Origin of the sequence: Hymenobacter citatus, assembly GCF_014333615.1 — a bacterium.
GTDB classification, from domain to species: Bacteria; Bacteroidota; Bacteroidia; order Cytophagales; family Hymenobacteraceae; genus Hymenobacter; species Hymenobacter citatus.
The window spans coordinates 63,058-81,159 of record NZ_JACSCY010000003.1 but is presented as its reverse complement, the minus strand read 5'-3'; the positions used below and the strand labels follow the sequence as shown (position 1 = coordinate 81,159).

Genomic DNA, 18,102 nt, shown 5'->3' with positions numbered 1-18,102 from the left:
AATGACTTCTTTTTTCAACCAGCTTCGCTGGCTAGCTGCGCTGTTAGTGCTACTCGGCGGTGCTATAATGAGCACTTCTGCGCAGGCACAAACCGCACCTCCTAATGATGGAGCGGAACACTACGTGCTGGGCGGTATTACGGTAAGCGGCGCACGCTACTTAGATAACAATACGCTGATTGCGCTAACAGGTTTAAAAATTGGTGACCCAATCTCTGTTCCTGGTGAAGAAATCGGTAAAGCTATCCGTAAGCTGTGGGATCAGGGGATTCTGGGTGATGTGAGCGTATCGACCACGAAAATCGAGGGGAACAAGATCTTTCTGGATTTCAACTTAAAAGAGCGGCCGCGTTTGTCACGCTTCGAATTCACGGGTATTGGCAAAGGCCAAGCCGATGAGCTGAAGAATAAAATCAAGCTAATTCGGGGTAAGGTAGTGACGGATGCCTTGCTCAATAACACGCGTACACAGGTAAAGAAGTTCTACACCAACAAGAGCTTTCTCGATGTGAAAGTAAATATCACGCAGCGACCCGATTCGGCCCTATCGAACAGCGTTGTGCTGGTGATTAATGTAGATAAAGGCGATAAAATACGGGTGCGTGATATTGCCTTTGAAGGTAATGAAGCATTTTCGGATCGGAAGCTGAAGGGTAAACTCAAGAAAACAAAGGAGAAAAAGCCCTATAAGTTGCTGACCTCCGGGAAATTCCAACGAACCGAATACGAAGAGGACAAGCAAAAGCTACTCGACTTTTACAACGCCCAGGGGTACCGCGATGCTGTTATCGTTTCGGATACACTGATCCGCAAAGATGACGGTCTGGCACTGCGCATTACGGTAGATGAAGGACCAAAATACTATTTCCGCCACATTACGTGGAGTGGTAACTACCTCTACGATGACAAGACTCTGGCCTCGGTATTGGGTATCAAAGAGGGTAGTGCATATAGCAAAGAAACGCTGGATAAGCGCCTGAATTATAACCCGACTGGCCAGGATATTACGTCGCTTTATATGAATGACGGCTACCTGTTTTTCAGCATCGAACCGGTAGAAACCAAGGTCGAAGGCGACTCGATTGACATTGAGATGCGCATCAATGAAGGCGTGCAAGCCCGGGTGAAAGACATCAATATTGCGGGTAACACCAAAACTAGTGACCACGTGATCCGGCGCGAAATTCAAACGCTACCGGGTGATAAGTTCAACCGGGAATTGTTGATTCGGACGCAGCAGCGTCTATCGGGCCTGGGGTATTTCGACCCGGAGAAGGTAGGGATGAACCCCGTGCCAAACCAAGCCGATGGTACCGTAGACATTAACTACACGGTAGAAGAAAAACCCTCCGACCAGATTACGCTTTCGGGTGGCTGGGGTGGCTATGCCGGTTTCATTGGTACGGTGGGCTTGGTGTTCAACAACTTCTCGCTCCGTAAGGCCGGTACGCTCAGCAACTGGCGCCCCGTACCAGCCGGCGACGGACAGCGCCTGGCTTTGAACGTACAAGCCAACGGTTTGCAGTACCAAGCCTATTCGTTCTCCTTCACGGAGCCGTGGCTGGGTGGCCGCAAGCCTAACTCGTTCTCCTTTAGTTTAAATAAAACGATTTCGCGCTTCGGAACCAGCTTCGATCCTACGACTGGGCAGTTCATCAAATCGAATAGTGCAACGGTAGCTCTGGGCCGGCGCCTACGCTTCCCCGATGATTACTTCACGCTCAGCAATTCAGTATCAATAACGCAGTATAAGTTCCAGAACTATCCACTGAATCTCCGGAACAGTGCAGTATCGGAGCTAACTACGGGTGACGCGAACAACTTTGTGTTTAATACCACGCTGACTCGTAACAGCATCGACAACCCTACCTTCACCCGTCGGGGCTCTTCGTTGTCATTGTCGTTGTCGCTGACTCCTCCTTACTCGTTGTTCCCAGGGGCTCATCCTAACTCCACGCAGTGGCTGGAATACCACAAGTGGATGTTTGACGCCTCGTGGTTTACGCCGCTGGTAGGAAAGCTGGTGCTTAACTCCCGTGCCCACTTCGGCTTCTTGGGGGCGTATAATAGCAACCGCGCACTGGGGCCGTTTGAGCGCTTTAAACTGGGTGGCTCGGGTCTGGGCTACGGTGGTGCGTCCAACTTTATTGTGGGTACTGAATATATCGGTCTGCGCGGCTATGCTGACCCGAATGATCAGGAAGCTATTCCGACGGCGCAGCAGGCAGATAACGGTGGTATTGCCTACAATAAGTTTGTCATGGAAATGCGTTACCCTGTGTCGTTGAACCCAGCCGCGACGGTGTATGTTCTGGGTTTTGCAGAAGCAGGTAATGCATTTAATACCTACTCGCAGTACAACCCTTACAAGCTGTATCGCTCGGCGGGTATTGGCGCCCGTGTCTTCATGTCGGCATTTGGCTTGCTTGGGTTTGACTATGGCTACGGCTTCGATACGGTACCGGCTACCCTAACAAATCCTGGTACGGGCCCGAAAGGCCGCTTCCACTTCATCATTGGTCAGCAGATTCGTTAATCATCTAGTTCGCATGAAAGCACTTCGGTATAGTTTGTCGGTGCTGACGCTGGTGCTACTATTGGCGCCGGCCGCGCTGGCGCAAAAGTTCGGCTACGTCGACTCAGAATTTGTGATGGGTAAGATGCCGGCCTACGCTCAGGCGCAGCAGGAACTGAACACCCTGTCGCAGAACTGGCAGAAGGACATCGAGGCGCAGAAGCAGGATCTGGACAAGATGTACCGCACGTATCGCGCTGAAGAAGTGCTGCTAACAGAAACGCAGAAAAAGAAGCGTCAGGACGAGATTACCAAAAAGGAGCAGGACGTCCGGGCTTACCAAAATAAGATCTTTGGATACGAGGGCCAGCTGTTTAAAAAGCGGCAGGAACTGACTCGCCCTGTGCAGGACCAAGTGTTTGAGGCGGTGGAAAAAGTGGCGAAGAAAAAGCAATTGGCTATTATCTTCGACAAATCCGGCGACCTGACCATGCTATACACCAATCCGGTGCACGACTACACGGAATTTGTTTTAGAGGAATTGGGTTTGGCTTCTGCGGACCGTAATCAGCCAGCGCAACCGGGTGCTACACGTACCGTAGCGCCGCCGCAAACCCCCGCTACTGGCGCCGATACGGAGCCTGAGCCCCAACAGACTGCTCCTACCCGGACTGGGCCAAAGCGCCGGCCGTAGCTAAAAAATTGAAATCCTTACCTTTGCCCTACTCAATCACTGAATTTCCCCTTTAATGATCACCATGAACAAAATCCGCCTCGCCCTGGCTGCCGTTGTGCTCACCTTTGCTACGGCTACTTCCGTGTTGGCTCAGGCCCCGCTAAAGATCGGCTATACCAGCGTATCCTACGTGTTGGCTCAAATGCCCGAAAGCAAGCAGATTGAGTCGCAGTTGAAGACTTATAGCTCGCAGCTAGAAGCGCAGTTAAAAACAAAATACACTGAGTATCAAACAAAAGGCGAAGCTTATCAGAAGGGTGCCAGCACCATGTCTGATGTGGTACGTGCTGATAAAGAGAAGGAACTGCAAAACATCCAGCAGTCTATTCAAGAGTTTCAGCGCAACGCCGATCAGAGCTTACAACAACGCCAGCAAACTTTGCTGAAGCCCGCTTTGGACAAGCTACAAAAGGCTATTGATGATGTTGCTAAAGAAAGCGGTTACACCTATGTTCTGAACTCAGACGGCGACAGCCCTGTACTGTTGCATGGACCTGAGGAAGGCAATATCTCAGATTTGGTGTTGAAGAAAATGGGCATCACGCCGCCCGCTCCGGGTGCGGCTCCTACTGCCGCAGCCACCCCCGCACCTGCTGCTCCTAAGCCTGCTGCTACGCCAGCACCTTCGGGCAAAAAGAAGAAATAGTTCACCTGCCCATATTGGATAGTGAAAAGCCGGAACCTACAGGTTCCGGCTTTTCTGTTGTATGCCCCTACCTTTGCACTATGCTACCTTCGCCCGACGATGCCCTACCTATTCCGCCCGATGATGAGGCAGAAGGAGGAGATGAACTTTACGAACACCACCGCATCCGGGCCGATAAAGGGCAGGAATTATTGCGGTTAGACAAGTTTTTGCTCAACCGCTTACCTAGCACGTCGCGCACGCGCATCCAGAATGCTATTAAGGCGGAGGCGGTGCAAGTGAATGATAAGCCAGCCAAGGCTAACTACCGCGTGAAGCCGCTGGACATAGTGACGGTGACGCTGCCCGAGCCGCCTCGCGAGTTCAAGGTAGTGCCCGAGCCTATGGAGTTAGATATTCGCTACGAAGATGAGTCGCTGCTGCTGGTGAACAAGCCGGCTGGTTTGGTGGTGCATCCGGCTTTCGGCAATTGGAACGGCACGCTAGTCAATGGTTTGGCCTACCATCTGCACAACCTACCTACCGGCCGCAACGGCGAAATCCGGCCGGGGCTGGTGCATCGCATTGATAAGGATACATCGGGGTTGCTGGTGGTTGGCAAATCGGAGTGGGCCATGACGCACTTGTCACAGCAATTCTTTCATCACACTATAGAGCGTACGTACCTAGCCTTGGTATGGGGCATACCTAAAGAGCCGGAAGGGACAATTACGGGGCATATCGGCCGTAGCCTGAAAGACCGCAAAGTGCAGGCCGTCTACCCCGACGGCGACCAAGGCAAGCATGCTGTGACGCACTATAAAGTACTGCGCACCTACCAACACGTAGCCCTGCTGCAATGCAACCTCGAAACAGGGCGTACGCACCAGATTCGGGCGCATATGAAGCATATCGGTCACCCGCTGTTTTCAGATGCTACCTATGGCGGTGATAAGGTGCTGTACGGCCAACGCACAGGGGCGTACAAAGCGTTTGTCGAAAAGGCTTTCACCTTAATGCCGAGACAGGCCTTACACGCCAAATCACTGGGGTTTGTGCATCCCGTTTCGGGTGCTCCCATGCAGTTTGAAGTAGAGTTGCCCACCGATTTTGCAAGTGTGCTGGCCGCATGGGAAGAATACGTTACTGAAGAATAAACATCCTGATATTGTATCGAAGCAAAAAGCCCGCTGTCATTCTTGACAGCGGGCTTTTTGATATCACAATCTCATTTGCTATTTACGAGCAGTTTTAGCACCCGAGATGCTGTTTACAGCAGTCTTAGCTTGGTTGTCGTTCGGGTCGATGGCCAGTGCTGCCTGCCAATAGGGTAGGGAAGCGGCTTTGTCGCCTTTCTGGTAGTAATAATAACCCAGATACTTATTCGCCGTCAATACTTCATTCTTGTAACGAGCAGCATCCTCAGGATTCGCCTTCATCATTTCCAAGAATTTCTCATAATGTGGTTTGGCCTTACCCTCCGTAGAGTTGGGGTCAAGGTTGGAGTTCACACGAGCCCGCATCAGGTAACCGGCAGCGTATTCAGGACGGGCAGTTAGTACGCCAGCGTAGAGGCTATCAGCTTCTGCATACTGCTTGTTGTACTCGTACGCGTTAGCCAAACGAATTTGGTCCGTTAGCTCAGCACTACCATTTGCCTTAATTTGGTTGGCAATCTTGGTTTTATAAGTAGCCACTGCCATGGGGTAGTCCTTCTTGGTCAGGTAAGCCTGAGCCAAGTCATTCTGCAGATCACCAGCTTTCTGAGGGTCCATTTCGATACCCTTCTTGATAGAGGCAATACCCTCATCAAATTTGCCAGCAGCTACCTGCATTTTGCCCAGGTATACATAGTCATCGGCAATCAGCTTGTTGGCTGGTACCAGCGACATATATTTCTGCATAGCGGCCATAGCCTCCTCGTTCTTCTTGTCTTCGTAGAGCGAATAAGCAACCAGGCGGTTCATGGCCACATTCTTGGGGTCAACTGCCAACACTTTTTGGGCTTCCGTAACGGTTTCTGGATATTTCTTGGTCAGAAACAAGAAAGCAGCATACGTTGCGTTGGTTTGAGGCGTTCGCTCAGCCCGATCGATATACTTCTGGAACGTTTGCAAGGCCAGATCATACTGACCAGCGTAGTAATACGTTTCGGCCAAGTCGCGGTAAGCAGGAGCGTAGTTTGGGTCCAAGCTGATAGCCTTTTCAAAGGCCGTACGAGCTTCGTTGTAGTTCCGAGCACGTACGTTCAACTGACCCTGACGGTAATAAGCCTGTACGTTGTTAGGGTCGGCCAGAAGCGCACGAGCATAGCTGCCCGAAGCGTTACCACCACCTTCGGCCGTTTTCAGGTAGATATCACCACGAGCTACCATCAGCGCGGGCGTATCCTTTTCCTTGTTGGCCTTATGCGCAGCTTCTACATAAGTCAGCGCTTTGGTGATGTTCTTCTCGTCAGACTCAGCGTAAGCTTGGGCAATCTTAGTGAGGATATCGGCATCCTTACCCTTTGTTTTCTTAACGGCTTCGTCGAAATGCGCCTCTGCTTCCGTAGCCTTACCTTGTGCCAATGCGGCCCGACCAGCAGCTACCATCGACAGCGCAGATTTAGGATCGTTAGCGCCTTTGTTGAAGTAATAAGCCGCCGAGTCCGGCATGTCGCGGAACTGGTACAAACGACCAAGCTCGTAATTTGCTTCAGGAGACTGTTGGCGCAACAGATCGGCGCGAGCCTGTCCGTAGCGCTCAAGTTCAATGGCTTTCTGTGCGCTCTGCACATTTTGGGCAACGGCAGAAGAGCCGTATACCGACAAAGCAGCGAGAAGAGAAAGCTTCCAGGGCTTGAGAGTCATAAATCAAAAATTTGGTGAAAGGGCGAAGGATACGCAACTATTGAGCTGCGGTATTTACAATTCGAGTTTGTCCAATGGCCGGCACTAGTCCTGCTTTTAGGATAATGAGTTGGCCTTTAGAACCTGCTACAAAGGCAACCAAGCCTTTGCCCAGGCCTGTGCGGGCATCGCGGCTGATAACGTACAAATTGCGACGCAACGGGTACGTTTTCAGGGCCAAGTAAGCCTGGTAGGGCTGAAGATAATCATCTGGATTTGCTGACGCTTTAGGTGCGACAGCGGCTACCCGAATCTTATCCAAAAAGTTCTCGACGGTTTTATCATCCCGGTCGCTAATCCAATTGGCGCCTATTACGCCGATTGCGTTTGGATGACTAGCAACGTAGTCAATCAGGGCAGGGTTCGATTTAGAAGCATAAATCTTCGAAGTTAGCGCCGCGCCGCGGGTGATGGAATCCTGTACAAAGCGGGTGGTACTCGAGCGGTTAGCATCAAAAACCACGTTGATATCACGCAACGTTTTTTTGCCGCTTATCTGGTCCCAACGCGTGGTTTTGCCCGTGAATATATCCCGTAGCTGATCCATTGTCAGCAACGTATCGGGGTTAGATGGGTGCAGGATAATGGCCAAGCCATCGGTTCCTACCCGCACAACCTCCGGAATGATCTTGTCCTTATTTAAGGTAGCACGCTCATCGGCTGTCAGCTCACGCGATAGGACCACCACCCGCGAGCGGTTAGCTAGTAGGTCTTCCACTACATCCCGCTCCGGCTTATAACTGGAGGTAATCTTAGCGTACTGGTAAAGCTCCTGAAACGTGTCGGTTTCGGCCTTCATAATCGGCTGAAACGTTTCGTCTACGCTAATGGTGAGCTTGCCGGAAGTAGGTGTATCGTTCACCTCCAACTCACCCTTCTCATTAGGCCGATTGCAACTAGCTGTCAAACCAGCCAAAGCTATTATTCCTGCCAGCACCCAACGACTAGCGCGCATCATGATCATAGGTTTTTTGAAAGTGCTGACGATAAATCCGGACAAATCTAATAATTCCGTAAAATATGAATACTCCACCCAATATTCGGCGTGGTCCTAAGGGCAGATTGAAGGCGCCATTAGGTGCTGCAACCAGATACACGCCAAGGCCGAAGTAGATAACGGCCATTAGCAATAAAAAGTATCGGGTGAGAGAAGACGAAGAAGTGGAGCGGCCCAGCCGCTCTTCTGTGGTAGGGCGATGCATAGTCAAAAGGTATGAGCGAGAGATTTTACTTTTTAACGTCGAAAAGGCAGTATTTTGTTCGTTTTGTGTGTTGCTGTTCATCTTTGGAGCAGGCAACTAAAACTGAAAAACAGCCAACGGAAACTCCGTTGGCTGTTTCTGACTGCTAGTATATAGGAAAATATGATTACTCGTATCGAAAAGTGATGGGCATGGTATACCGCACGGGCACCGTGTGGCTGTTCTGACGACCTGGTGTCCAGGCTGGCATCTTGCGTATAACGCGCATTGCCTCTTCATCTGTCCCATAGCCCAAGCCTTTTACGACCTCCACGTTTGTGATAGAGCCATCGGTATTGACCACAAACGATACGTACACCTTGCCAGCAATATTGTTTGATAGGGCTTGGGTAGGGTAACGTAGGTTCTTCTGCATGAACTTGCGTAAAGCATCAGAGCCACCGGCAAATTCAGGCATTACTTCTGCGTGTATAAATGGCTGGGCCGGTGGTGCTGCCACTGTTTTACCAGAGTCGCTGAGGCCTGTGCCGGTGATGTCAGTAGCGCCTACCTTACCCGTAGCACTACCCCCAATCACGCCGGCCTTGGGAACATCACCCAATATACCGTCCGTAGGCGCGGTGAGAGGCGTTGCCTTCACTGGCTCTAGTTTCACCTGCTCATCGGGTACTATGCGAGTGGGAATCAGTTCACGTGGTGGCGTTACTACCACTGGGGCAGGGGGCGCAACCGCTGCTTCGGGTTGTTTGATGGCAGGCAAGTCCACCTCCGTGAAAGTCATTCCTGGATCATCCAGTACGGGCGGGAGTACATCGGCAATAGCCGTGGGCCATATGACATTCACTAGCAGTGGAATGCTTACCAGCAACAGGAACAGCGAGAAGGCAATGAGCGCGGCCCGCGTCAGGTGTTGGTTGTACAGCCGCCGAAGCACAAAGGCGCCGTAAGCCTTATTGCGTCCCTCAAACACAATATCATCGAGGGTAGCGGTAGGGAGATGCAGGGTGTTCATGGGCAGAGGGGTTAATGAGTGAAACCATATCCGTAATGCGCATTACCCAAGCAGGTTACGGCCAATTGCCAATAGCGCTCTGCTTTCATCTCATCAACGGTACCTATCTAAGAAATGGTATATAGAGGCGTTGCATTTTTTTTGAAAAGTACATTACAATCAGTCTTCGTATGAAGCATCAAAACAGCTTCCGATAGAAAACAGAAAGCCCGAACCGAGCATTGCTCGGTTCGGGCTTTCTGTTTTCTATCGGAAGCTGTTTCGGCTTACTTGATAGCGAAGGTTACTGGTACAGTAAACGATACGCTTACGTTCCGGCCATTCTGCTTACCTGGAGTCCATTTCGGTAGGCCTTTAATAACCCGCATTGCTTCTTCGTCGCAACCGGCACCAATGCCTTTTTGGATCTTAACCCCAGAGATAGAGCCATCCGGACCTACTACGAAGTTCACGAATACTTTACCCTCTACTTGGTTACGCAATGCCATAGCGGGATACTTGATGTTTTTCCCGATGTATTGCAGCAGAGCGCCCATACCTCCTGGAGGCTCTGGCATCTGCTCCACGTAGTTGTACACCTTAGTGTCAATTACCTCTTTCACCGGCTCTTTGCCGGTGCCACCTTCAATACCGTTCAGGTCTGGTGGTGGGGGTACATCTGTGGTGCCTTTCACTGTTTCCGTCGAAATAGTCGTCGTCGACAGCTTATCCACGTCTGGCACTTCTTCCACTTTGCGTACTTCCTCATCGCGCTTCACAACCGGAGGAGTAAACTTGATAGTCGAAACTACCGGCGGTGGTGGTGGCGGTGCAGAAGGTGGCGGTGGTGGTGGTGGCGGCGGCGGCGGCGGTGTAGCCGGATCGAGTGGCGGCGGTGCCATCAACTCCACAGTCTGGAGATTTTTTGGTGCTTCTACTTCTTCCTCTTCAGGCTTTAGCAGATTCGCAATCGTCGGGATGCTCACGACAAGGGCGAAGAAAGCAACCGCAATCAACAGCGCTCGGGTAACGTGCTTGTTATACAAGCCACGGAGCACATAGGCTCCATAGGCCTTGTTGCGACCCTCAAAGACGATGTCGTTGAGAGATGCTTTGGCCAGTTGTGCGTTATCCATCATAACCCTGAGCCTTTAATTAGTTCTTGGTCATTCTTCGAAATCTCCATCAGAGCGTATTTTTTTTGCCCCGTGATGTTCATCTCGTCCAGAATATCTACCATGTTTTTGTAGGTAGAATTATCATCTGGTTTAATCATTACCACTACGTTCGGGTTACGCTGTTTACGATCAAACAAGATCTTTCGAATACCATCAGCACTATAGTCTGAGGGCTTAAGATCTGGCTTCACGTTGTTGTCTAGCAGGCCGTCGTAGTAGTATAGCTTGTTGTCCTGGCCGAGGAGGACGGTAAAAGCATCAGATGCTTTCAACTCCGTTTGTTCCTGCTCGTTTTTGGGCTTTACCGGCATGTTCAGTTCCATGACGGTAGGCTTGCTGAACGTCGAGGTGAGCATAAAGAAGGTAAGTAGCAGGAAGGCCAAATCCACCATTGGGGTCATGTCGATTTTGGTCGACATTTTTTTGGCCCGCTTCTTACCTCCGCCACCGGAGTCGGCTTGTTGTTGTATTTCTGCCATGTTTCTAAGGTCGGTTAGTTTCCAGCTACTGGCTTACCTTCTAGATCGGTAATCAGGTTGAAACGGTTGATATCCTTATCCTGCAGAATCTTAATGACTCTCTTCACGGTGGGTACGTCGGCAGCACCGTCGCCACGGATGGCAATGTAGGCCGGCTTGTTGAAAGCCTTGTACTCGGCCCGCTGCGCAGCGGTTACCCATTCAATCAGCTGGTTGTTTACTGAGTCAATCGGAACACCCGGCTGCGGTGCTTTCTGCCGCTCCTCGCTAGAGAGGCTGAGCAGGCTAGGCAACTGCTGCACGGGAACTCCAAAGCTCGCCAAACCAGTGAAACGTTTCACCTGCTCTGCTGTGAAGCCTACGCTGTATTTTGCACCTACGGTAGTCAGCAGATCCTCTTTTACTTTCGCATCATCCAACCCGAAAAATACACGCTTGTCTTTATCAATAGAGATAACCATTACATGGCTCTCAGGCAAGCGAATTTCGGAGATAGAAGCAGGAGTATCTACTACTACGTCTTCTTGCGGCGCAAATTTAGACGTGAGCATGAAGAAAGTCACCAGCAGGAATGCCAAGTCCACCATCGGAGTCATATCCAACGAGGGGGACGTTCTATGAGGTTTTACTTTAGGCATTGCTGAAAGTGTTAGTTAGCAAAATTCAAAACGTTAAGAAACTATGCTTTAGTGCGTAAACCGCAACTTAAGCATGATAAGTTTCCGTTTCGCCGTGCTGCGAAGCAAACGTTTGGATAATGCTAAAGCCAGCTTCGTCGATGCTGTAAGTAAGAACGTCGATTTGGCTAGTGAAGTAGTTATAGGCAATGATAGCCAGGGCCGAAGTACCGATACCCAGAGCCGTGTTGATCAATGCTTCCGAGATACCAGTCGATAGAGCAGCGGTGTCAGGAGCACCAGCGTTGGCCAGAGCGGCAAAAGCGCGGATCATACCGAATACAGTTCCGAGCAGACCTACCAGGGTAGCAACCGAAGCGATAGTCGAGATGATAACCAGGTTTTTCTCCAACATAGGTAGTTCCAAAGCCGTCGATTCTTCGATTTCTTTCTGGATCGACAGAATTTTTTGGTCTTTGTCCATGCCACGCTCGCGTGCCATTTCTTGGTATTTCAGCAAACCAGACTTTACTACGTTAGCTACCGAGCCCTTTTGCTGGTCGCACACGGCAATAGCACCTGCGATGTCATTTACATTCAGCTTCTGGCGGATTGAACGTACAAAGCTTTCGATGCTCTTAGTTCCTTTGGCTTTACCAATGGTCAGGAAACGCTCAATAGAGAAGGTAATAACCAAAATGAGCAGTGTCATCAGTACCGGTACAATAACACCACCGGCATATACGGTGCCCATGTAGTTACCGGGCAAGGGTAGGTTCTCGTTGTTACCGCCTTGGAAGTTGGAAGGGTTACCCAAAACGAATCTGTAAATAACGACAGCAACTACAAAAGCCAGCGGAATAACGATGGCGGCGAACGCAGAGCCGCCTTTTGCTTCACCCTTGGGGGCAGCGGGAGCGGCAGGCCGCACGTTCTTGTTCGTGGCATTCTTTTGTTCCATTGTTCCGGAAAATTAGGGGAGGTTGGTGAAAGGTTGAAAAATGTAAAACGTTTGGGGTCAGTAAAAAAATATAGTTGAAAGTGTTACCAGTTCAAGTAGTTGGCCCAGAAATTGAGAGAAAGAAGCAAAGCTATTATTCGCACGTGGTTCCCTTCTTATAAGGGCAACATAGCCTTGGCAAACCTAATGAAAAAGGAGTAGGTAGCCAAAAGAAAAATGCGTTTAAACGGTCTAAAAAGGCTTGAAGCTTAAAAAAATCTATTCTTGATTTGTGGAATCAGCAGCAAAAGATAGAGTTTTTTTGGCTGTCTCCCAATACACGTCCATCTCAGATAGGGTCAAATCAGCTAGCTGATGCCCATCGCGGGCTGCTGCGGATTCCAGAAACTGGAAGCGTTGAATGAATTTTCGGTTGGTACGTTCAAGAGCCTCCTCAGGGTTTATGCCAGCGAACCTGGCGAAGTTGACCAATGAGAACAGCAAATCGCCAAACTCTTGAGCAGCACGATCCTGGCGAGCTGCATCCGTTGCGTCTACTGCTGAATATTCTTCGCCAAACTCCCGTAATTCTTCCTGCACCTTCTCCCAAACCTGCTCGGGTCGCTCCCAGTCGAAGCCAGCGCCGCGCGCTTTTTCCTGGATGCGCATAGCCTTTACCAGTGCAGGGAGAGATACTGGAACGCCGCCTAGTACCGACGTATTGCCTTTTTCCTTCAGTTTCAGCTGCTCCCAGTTGCGCTTCACGTCTTCTTCCGTGTCGGCTTGGGTATCACCATAGATATGTGGATGTCGAAAAATAAGCTTTTCGCACTGGGCATTCAGGACGTCAGCAATATCGAACTGGCCCGTTTCGGAAGCTATTTTGGCATAGAAGACTAAGTGAAGCATAACATCACCTAATTCTTTGCGCACATCCGGGAGGTCGTTGCGCAGAATGGCATCGCTTAGCTCGTACGTTTCTTCTATCGTTAGGTGCCGTAGGCTTTGCATGGTTTGCTTACGGTCCCACGGGCACTCGGCACGCAAACGATTAAGTACGTCTAGCAGACGGCCAAAAGCAGCTAGCTGAGCTGCACGGGCAGAGGAAGAAGTCGTATCCATTCAGCCAAATATACAAAGACATTCTGCTTCGTTGCCGTATGGGTAGTAGAGGATGAATTTGTTGTGTGCACTGACTAGTCTAGTGCATCACCTAACTATTCTAGGGAAAGCAGCTGCTATTCTCTACTTTTGCGCTCTTTAAAAACGAACCCGTACTCGTGGCACTTATCAAATCTATTTCAGGCATTCGCGGCACCATTGGCGGTGCTCCTGGCGAAGGCCTGACGCCCATCGACGTAGTGAAATACGCCGCCGCTTTTGGCACTTGGATGTTGGCTAACTCTTCTCAGACTAGTATTGTAATTGGCCGCGATGCTCGCTTGTCGGGAGATATAGTGAGCAAACTAGTAGCTGCTACTCTTCAAGGACTAGGAATAGATGTAATAGATCTAGGGCTGAGCACAACGCCTACTGTTGAAATGGCCGTACCAGCCAAGCAAGCGGGGGGTGGAATCATTCTTACGGCTTCGCACAATCCCAAACAGTGGAATGCGCTGAAGCTGTTGAATCATAAAGGCGAGTTCATTTCAGATACGGAGGGGCAGCATGTGCTGGCTCTGGCCGACACGGAAGCCTTTGATTTTGCGCCCGTTGCCAAACTTGGCAGCTACAGCACCGACGATACGTTCCTGCAAACCCATATTGATGCCGTGCTGGCGCTGCCACAGGTAGATATAGAAGCAATTCGCGCGAAAAACTTCCGGGTAGTAGTAGATGCCGTAAACTCAACGGGTGGTATTGCCGTGCCACAGTTGTTGGAAGCACTGGGGGTAGAAAAAGTGGAAAAGCTGTTCTGTGAGCCAACTGGCGACTTTGCCCACAACCCCGAGCCCCTACCCGAAAACCTGCGCGATATTGCTAAGGTGCTATCGCGCGGCGGTTTTGACTTAGGCATCGTAGTAGACCCCGATGTGGATCGGCTGGCCTTAGTATGCGAGAACGGTGAGATGTTTGGCGAAGAGTATACCCTAGTAGCCGTAGCCGATTATTTACTACAGGAAAATGGCGGTGGCAACACCGTGAGCAACCTAAGCAGCACCCGTGCCTTGCGCGATGTGACTGAGAAGCACGGTGGTACCTACGCTGCCGCTGCCGTGGGCGAGGTGAATGTGGTGAACAAAATGAAGGAAACCGACGCGCTGATCGGCGGCGAAGGTAACGGAGGCATCATTTTACCCGAGCTGCACTACGGCCGCGACGCGTTGGTAGGCATTGCGCTTTTCCTAACGCATCTGGCCAAAACAGACATGACTATGACCCGACTGCGGGCATCTTACCCAAACTATTTTATCTCGAAAAATAAAATTGAGCTAACACCGGATATTGATACTGATCAGGTGTTAGTGCAAATGCAAGAGCGCTACGCTAAACATCCAATCAATACGATTGATGGAGTGAAAATCGAGTTTGATAAGGAGTGGGTACACCTGCGCAAATCAAACACCGAGCCGATCATTCGCATCTACGCCGAGTCGGAATCAAACGCCACCGCCGACCACTTAGCTAACAAAATCATTGGCGATATCAAGGAAATCATTTCTCAAAAGGCATAGTCTTTTCCTGAAAATACATGCAAGTCATCTGTCTGTTTTGTTGTTGTACCGCCTCTTGGCATGTTGCAGTAACAGCTAACTGTGTGGCTGTGTGAGTGAAGGATTCCGGGGCCCGCGCCGGAATCCTTTATTTTTGTGTACCCGTTGTGGCCCACGTGCTACGTGTAGCCCTTACGTAACTTTTCTGCTCCTATGGCACTTGCTTCCCCTACCTCCGTTTATTTCGACAATGCCGCTACCACGCCGCTCGACCCCGAGGTGTTGGAGGCAATGCTGCCATTTATGCGTGAGTTCTATGGCAACCCCAGCAGCATTCATGGCCATGGGCGCAAGGTGCGAGCGGTGCTAGAAAATGCCCGCAAAACTATTGCGCACCTTATTAATGCGGCGCCTGCCGAAATTACGTTCACCTCTGGAGGCACCGAGGCTGATAATTACGCCATTTTTGGGAGCATCCAAACCCTGGGCTTGACACGGGCTATTACCTCGCCGCTGGAGCACCACGCGGTGCTGCACCCCTTGCAAGCCCTGGAAAAATCGGGCGCCATTACGCTCCACTACGTGCAGCACGATGCACAAGGCACGTTGGATCTGGCGCACCTGGAGAAGCTACTGGCCGGGCAGCCCCGCACATTGGTCAGCTTGATGCATGGCAACAACGAGGTAGGCAACCTCAACGACGTGCAGGCTATTTCCGATATCTGCCGGCAGCACCAAGCCGTGTTTCATACCGACACGGTGCAAACCATGGGGCACTACCGCCACGATGTGCAACAGCTCAAACCTCACTTCTTGGTCGGGTCAGCCCACAAGTTTCATGGGCCGAAAGGGGTAGGGTTTGTGTACCGCAACCCCGAGTTGCAGGTGACGCCACTCATCCACGGTGGCTCGCAGGAACGGAACGTGCGCGCTGGTACCGAGAATGTGTATGGCATTGTGGGCTTGGCAAAGGCGTTGGAAATTGCCTACCGCGACATGGCTGCGCACCAGCAGCATATCCAAGGCCTAAAAGACCGGTTTATTGGAAAACTAAGGGCCGGGATTGAAGATGTGCAGTTCAATGGTCACTCGGCAGAGGCCGATAGAAGCCTCTATACAGTGCTGAGCGTGAGCCTACCCCCATCTGAGCTAAATGAGATGCTGCTGTTCAATCTCGATATCAACCGGGTGTCGGTGTCGGGAGGCTCGGCGTGTACCAGCGGGGCAAATGCTGGTTCACACGTACTTACTGCCATGGGTTGTGACCCAAACCGCGGCGCTATTCGCTTCTCTATGAGCAAATACAACACGCCCGAGGAGGTAGACTATGCCGTGGAGCAGCTGGCCAAAATGTATCAGAAGCAGCCTGTAGGATAGAGCATCAGAACTGACCAGTGGCGCCGCCACCGCCAGAGTGTCCGCCCCCAAACTCAAAATGGGCGGCTGGGGCCTGACCGTGTCGGGCTGCCGTTTCGGCGGTAATGAGGGCTTCCAGATTGAGGCCAGGGCGGTGGGCAGTGTCGGCTGCGGCGGTGAAGCCATGGCGTGGAGTGCGCAGATAGCGCAAGAGCGCCCCCGTAAGCACCACCAACACGGCTCCGAGTAGTGTGCTGGCTACCGCGGGTGGTAGCACCGAGTGGTAGAAGCGCACAGTATAGCCCGAAAAAGCGAGGGCGGCCAACCCTGTCAGCAGCCACACCCGGTTGAGGCGGCGCAGGCCCTGGTAGATATAGTACAGCGGAATAAGCGTGGTGAACAGGTAGAACACCCCGGCAAAAGGTATCTGCTGCGAAACCAGGTTCCCGCTGATAGCTGCATTGCCTTCGCGCACTATTAGATAGTTGCCCCCAAGGTAAAAGGCGACCAGCGTCAGTGTCTTCAAGGTGAGAAAGCAATATTGATAATAGAGGTAGTCGGTACGGCGGGCGAGGCGCTGACCTACTTGGTACAGGCCTACCGAGAGCAGCATGACAGCAAACGGCAGCAGAAGCCGGCCCGCCTCGAAGCGCAACAGCGTATTAATCAGCAGTGCCAACACTACCCCATAAGCCACGGCCGTGACCAGCGCATCGGCGTAGCGGATGATGGCCACCAGCAGGATGCCTAGCACGGGGAGTAGGAACAGGGGTAGGAGGGGCGACGTCAGCGTTAGTAAATCAGAGACGGGTAGGAAAAGCCTGAGGAGGCAAAGCACGGCGGCACTGGCACAGCCCAGCGTCATATACAATAGGGCCAAATCATGCCCGGCCCGGTACACTTGGTTGGTGCGAATGAAGTTATCCAGGATGGCCTTGCCACAAGCAGTGCCGAAAGCAAGCATCAACGCTAAAAGTATGTCTTCGTGCCTGCCCGGGAGTAGGTTGCTAAAAGCGCCCAGGAAAAACATGGCACCAAACCCAGCGACTAGCAAGCTGGCTATTACAGCCAGCACAAATAATAATATGCGCAGGTAGATGGGCGGACGGTAGAAATCCAGCGGGTAGGCCTGCCGAATTGCCTCCAGCTGGGGCAGCGTCAGAAGCCCTACTTGATGCCAGCGCTGGGCGTCGGTGCGGAGGGCTTCGTTATGCGCCCAGGCCGGGTTATAAGCTTTGCCGATCATCAGTACCCACTATTTTCTGAATATTGGCCAAAAACCAGATGATGCCCGCTACCGAACCGATGATATAGTACATGAAGAAGCTAAAGATGACATCACTGCGAGCAGAGCTTACTAGCTGAGCCAGGCCAAACGTGACGGCGACGTAACTGTACCCCACGCTCAAAAGCATAAAGAGGTAGGAATGCCTGCGGCGGGCATAGATGAACAGATAAGTGCATACCCCTAGGATAAGCGCTATGACAAGCACCACCGGATGCAGCAATTCCTGAAACATGGCAGCCGTGGCGGCGGCCAGCAGTAGATTGCTACCCAATAGCAAATACGCATAGGCGAAGTGTGGCTTGAGGCGACGTTTTTCGGTTTGCCAGGCCACCAGCAGGAACAGCAGGCCTAATCCAATGGCGGCCCGGCAGACAGCGGCCGTTAGAAACTCATTTTCGAAAACCGACAGCGGCGCCACGCTCAGCCCAGCCCATGCTGCCAGAGCCGTAATGGCCATCGAGAGCACGCCCCGGTGGTCGAAGCGGTAGGCGAGGGGGAAGAACAGCAGCGCCGGCAGCAGTGTGGCCAACCCGTAGCGGGTGCCGAAAAAGGCATATTCAGCTTGTAGATAGCCTTCCAGTGAGAGAAACAATAAACAACCCAGTACAAGCAAGTAGTCGGGCAACACGC

Annotated in this window: 17 protein-coding genes; 6 read left to right on the top strand and 11 right to left on the bottom strand. The window is 51.6% G+C overall.

Annotated features, from left to right (window positions below):
* Nucleotide 1 precedes the first annotated feature (1 nt).
* From bamA to H8B15_RS04640, 4 genes are all read left to right on the top strand, one after another.
* Nucleotides 2-2,536 carry an outer membrane protein assembly factor BamA gene (gene bamA / locus H8B15_RS04655; protein ID WP_187318506.1) on the top strand — a complete coding sequence of 845 codons (2,535 nt, stop codon included), beginning with the start codon at nucleotides 2-4 and terminating at the stop codon, nucleotides 2,534-2,536.
* 13 nt (nucleotides 2,537-2,549) lie between these two features.
* Complete coding sequence (locus H8B15_RS04650) at nucleotides 2,550-3,209, top strand: OmpH/Skp family outer membrane protein (protein ID WP_187318505.1); 660 nt, start codon at nucleotides 2,550-2,552, stop codon at nucleotides 3,207-3,209.
* Between the two features lie 64 nt (nucleotides 3,210-3,273).
* On the top strand, nucleotides 3,274-3,897 hold the full coding sequence (locus tag H8B15_RS04645) for an OmpH/Skp family outer membrane protein (protein ID WP_187318504.1): 624 nt from the start codon (nucleotides 3,274-3,276) through the stop codon (nucleotides 3,895-3,897).
* Between the two features lie 80 nt (nucleotides 3,898-3,977).
* A complete protein-coding gene (locus tag H8B15_RS04640; protein ID WP_187318503.1) occupies nucleotides 3,978-5,033 on the top strand; it encodes an RluA family pseudouridine synthase in 1,056 nt (351 codons plus the stop codon).
* A gap of 78 nt (nucleotides 5,034-5,111) precedes the next feature.
* Here H8B15_RS04640 and H8B15_RS04635 read toward each other — a convergent pair whose 3' ends face one another.
* The 9 genes from H8B15_RS04635 to mazG form a co-directional block, all read right to left on the bottom strand.
* Complete coding sequence (locus tag H8B15_RS04635) at nucleotides 5,112-6,728, bottom strand: tetratricopeptide repeat protein (RefSeq protein WP_187318502.1); 1,617 nt, start codon at nucleotides 6,726-6,728, stop codon at nucleotides 5,112-5,114.
* A 37-nt stretch (nucleotides 6,729-6,765) separates the two neighbouring features.
* Entirely contained in the window at nucleotides 6,766-7,725 is a 960-nt protein-coding gene (locus H8B15_RS04630; RefSeq protein ID WP_187318501.1) for a PstS family phosphate ABC transporter substrate-binding protein, read from the bottom strand.
* Nucleotides 7,712-7,969 carry a hypothetical protein gene (locus H8B15_RS04625; RefSeq protein WP_187318500.1) on the bottom strand — a complete coding sequence of 86 codons (258 nt, stop codon included), beginning with the start codon at nucleotides 7,967-7,969 and terminating at the stop codon, nucleotides 7,712-7,714. The genes H8B15_RS04630 and H8B15_RS04625 overlap by 14 nt, the downstream gene beginning before the upstream one ends.
* Nucleotides 7,970-8,135: 166 nt before the next feature.
* On the bottom strand, nucleotides 8,136-8,981 hold the full coding sequence (locus H8B15_RS04620; protein ID WP_187318499.1) for an energy transducer TonB: 846 nt from the start codon (nucleotides 8,979-8,981) through the stop codon (nucleotides 8,136-8,138).
* A gap of 266 nt (nucleotides 8,982-9,247) precedes the next feature.
* Nucleotides 9,248-10,099 carry an energy transducer TonB gene (locus tag H8B15_RS04615; protein ID WP_246455319.1) on the bottom strand — a complete coding sequence of 284 codons (852 nt, stop codon included), beginning with the start codon at nucleotides 10,097-10,099 and terminating at the stop codon, nucleotides 9,248-9,250.
* The gene (locus H8B15_RS04610) at nucleotides 10,096-10,617 is read right to left on the bottom strand and encodes an ExbD/TolR family protein (protein ID WP_187318498.1); all 522 of its coding nucleotides are present in this window, start codon (nucleotides 10,615-10,617) and stop codon (nucleotides 10,096-10,098) included. Before H8B15_RS04610 ends, H8B15_RS04615 begins: the two co-directional genes overlap by 4 nt.
* Nucleotides 10,618-10,631: 14 nt before the next feature.
* A complete protein-coding gene (locus tag H8B15_RS04605; protein ID WP_187318497.1) occupies nucleotides 10,632-11,255 on the bottom strand; it encodes an ExbD/TolR family protein in 624 nt (207 codons plus the stop codon).
* A gap of 67 nt (nucleotides 11,256-11,322) precedes the next feature.
* Nucleotides 11,323-12,195 (bottom strand): MotA/TolQ/ExbB proton channel family protein, encoded by an 873-nt coding sequence (locus H8B15_RS04600; protein ID WP_187318496.1) that lies wholly within the window; start codon nucleotides 12,193-12,195, stop codon nucleotides 11,323-11,325.
* A 258-nt stretch (nucleotides 12,196-12,453) separates the two neighbouring features.
* Nucleotides 12,454-13,296 (bottom strand): nucleoside triphosphate pyrophosphohydrolase, encoded by an 843-nt coding sequence (gene mazG, locus H8B15_RS04595; protein ID WP_187318495.1) that lies wholly within the window; start codon nucleotides 13,294-13,296, stop codon nucleotides 12,454-12,456.
* Nucleotides 13,297-13,454: 158 nt separating this feature from the next.
* On the opposite strand from mazG, the gene glmM reads away from it, so the two are divergent.
* Together glmM and H8B15_RS04585 are read left to right on the top strand one after the other, a co-directional pair.
* Nucleotides 13,455-14,849 carry a phosphoglucosamine mutase gene (gene glmM, locus H8B15_RS04590; protein ID WP_187318494.1) on the top strand — a complete coding sequence of 465 codons (1,395 nt, stop codon included), beginning with the start codon at nucleotides 13,455-13,457 and terminating at the stop codon, nucleotides 14,847-14,849.
* Between the two features lie 192 nt (nucleotides 14,850-15,041).
* Nucleotides 15,042-16,205, top strand: coding sequence for a cysteine desulfurase family protein (locus tag H8B15_RS04585; RefSeq protein WP_187318493.1), 1,164 nt, complete (start codon nucleotides 15,042-15,044; stop codon nucleotides 16,203-16,205).
* A 4-nt stretch (nucleotides 16,206-16,209) separates the two neighbouring features.
* Here H8B15_RS04585 and H8B15_RS04580 read toward each other — a convergent pair whose 3' ends face one another.
* Both H8B15_RS04580 and H8B15_RS04575 read right to left on the bottom strand, forming a co-directional pair.
* On the bottom strand, nucleotides 16,210-17,430 hold the full coding sequence (locus H8B15_RS04580; RefSeq protein WP_187318492.1) for a hypothetical protein: 1,221 nt from the start codon (nucleotides 17,428-17,430) through the stop codon (nucleotides 16,210-16,212).
* Nucleotides 17,411-18,064, bottom strand: coding sequence for a hypothetical protein (locus tag H8B15_RS04575; RefSeq protein ID WP_187318491.1), 654 nt, complete (start codon nucleotides 18,062-18,064; stop codon nucleotides 17,411-17,413). The genes H8B15_RS04580 and H8B15_RS04575 overlap by 20 nt, the downstream gene beginning before the upstream one ends.
* Nucleotides 18,065-18,102 lie beyond the last annotated feature (38 nt).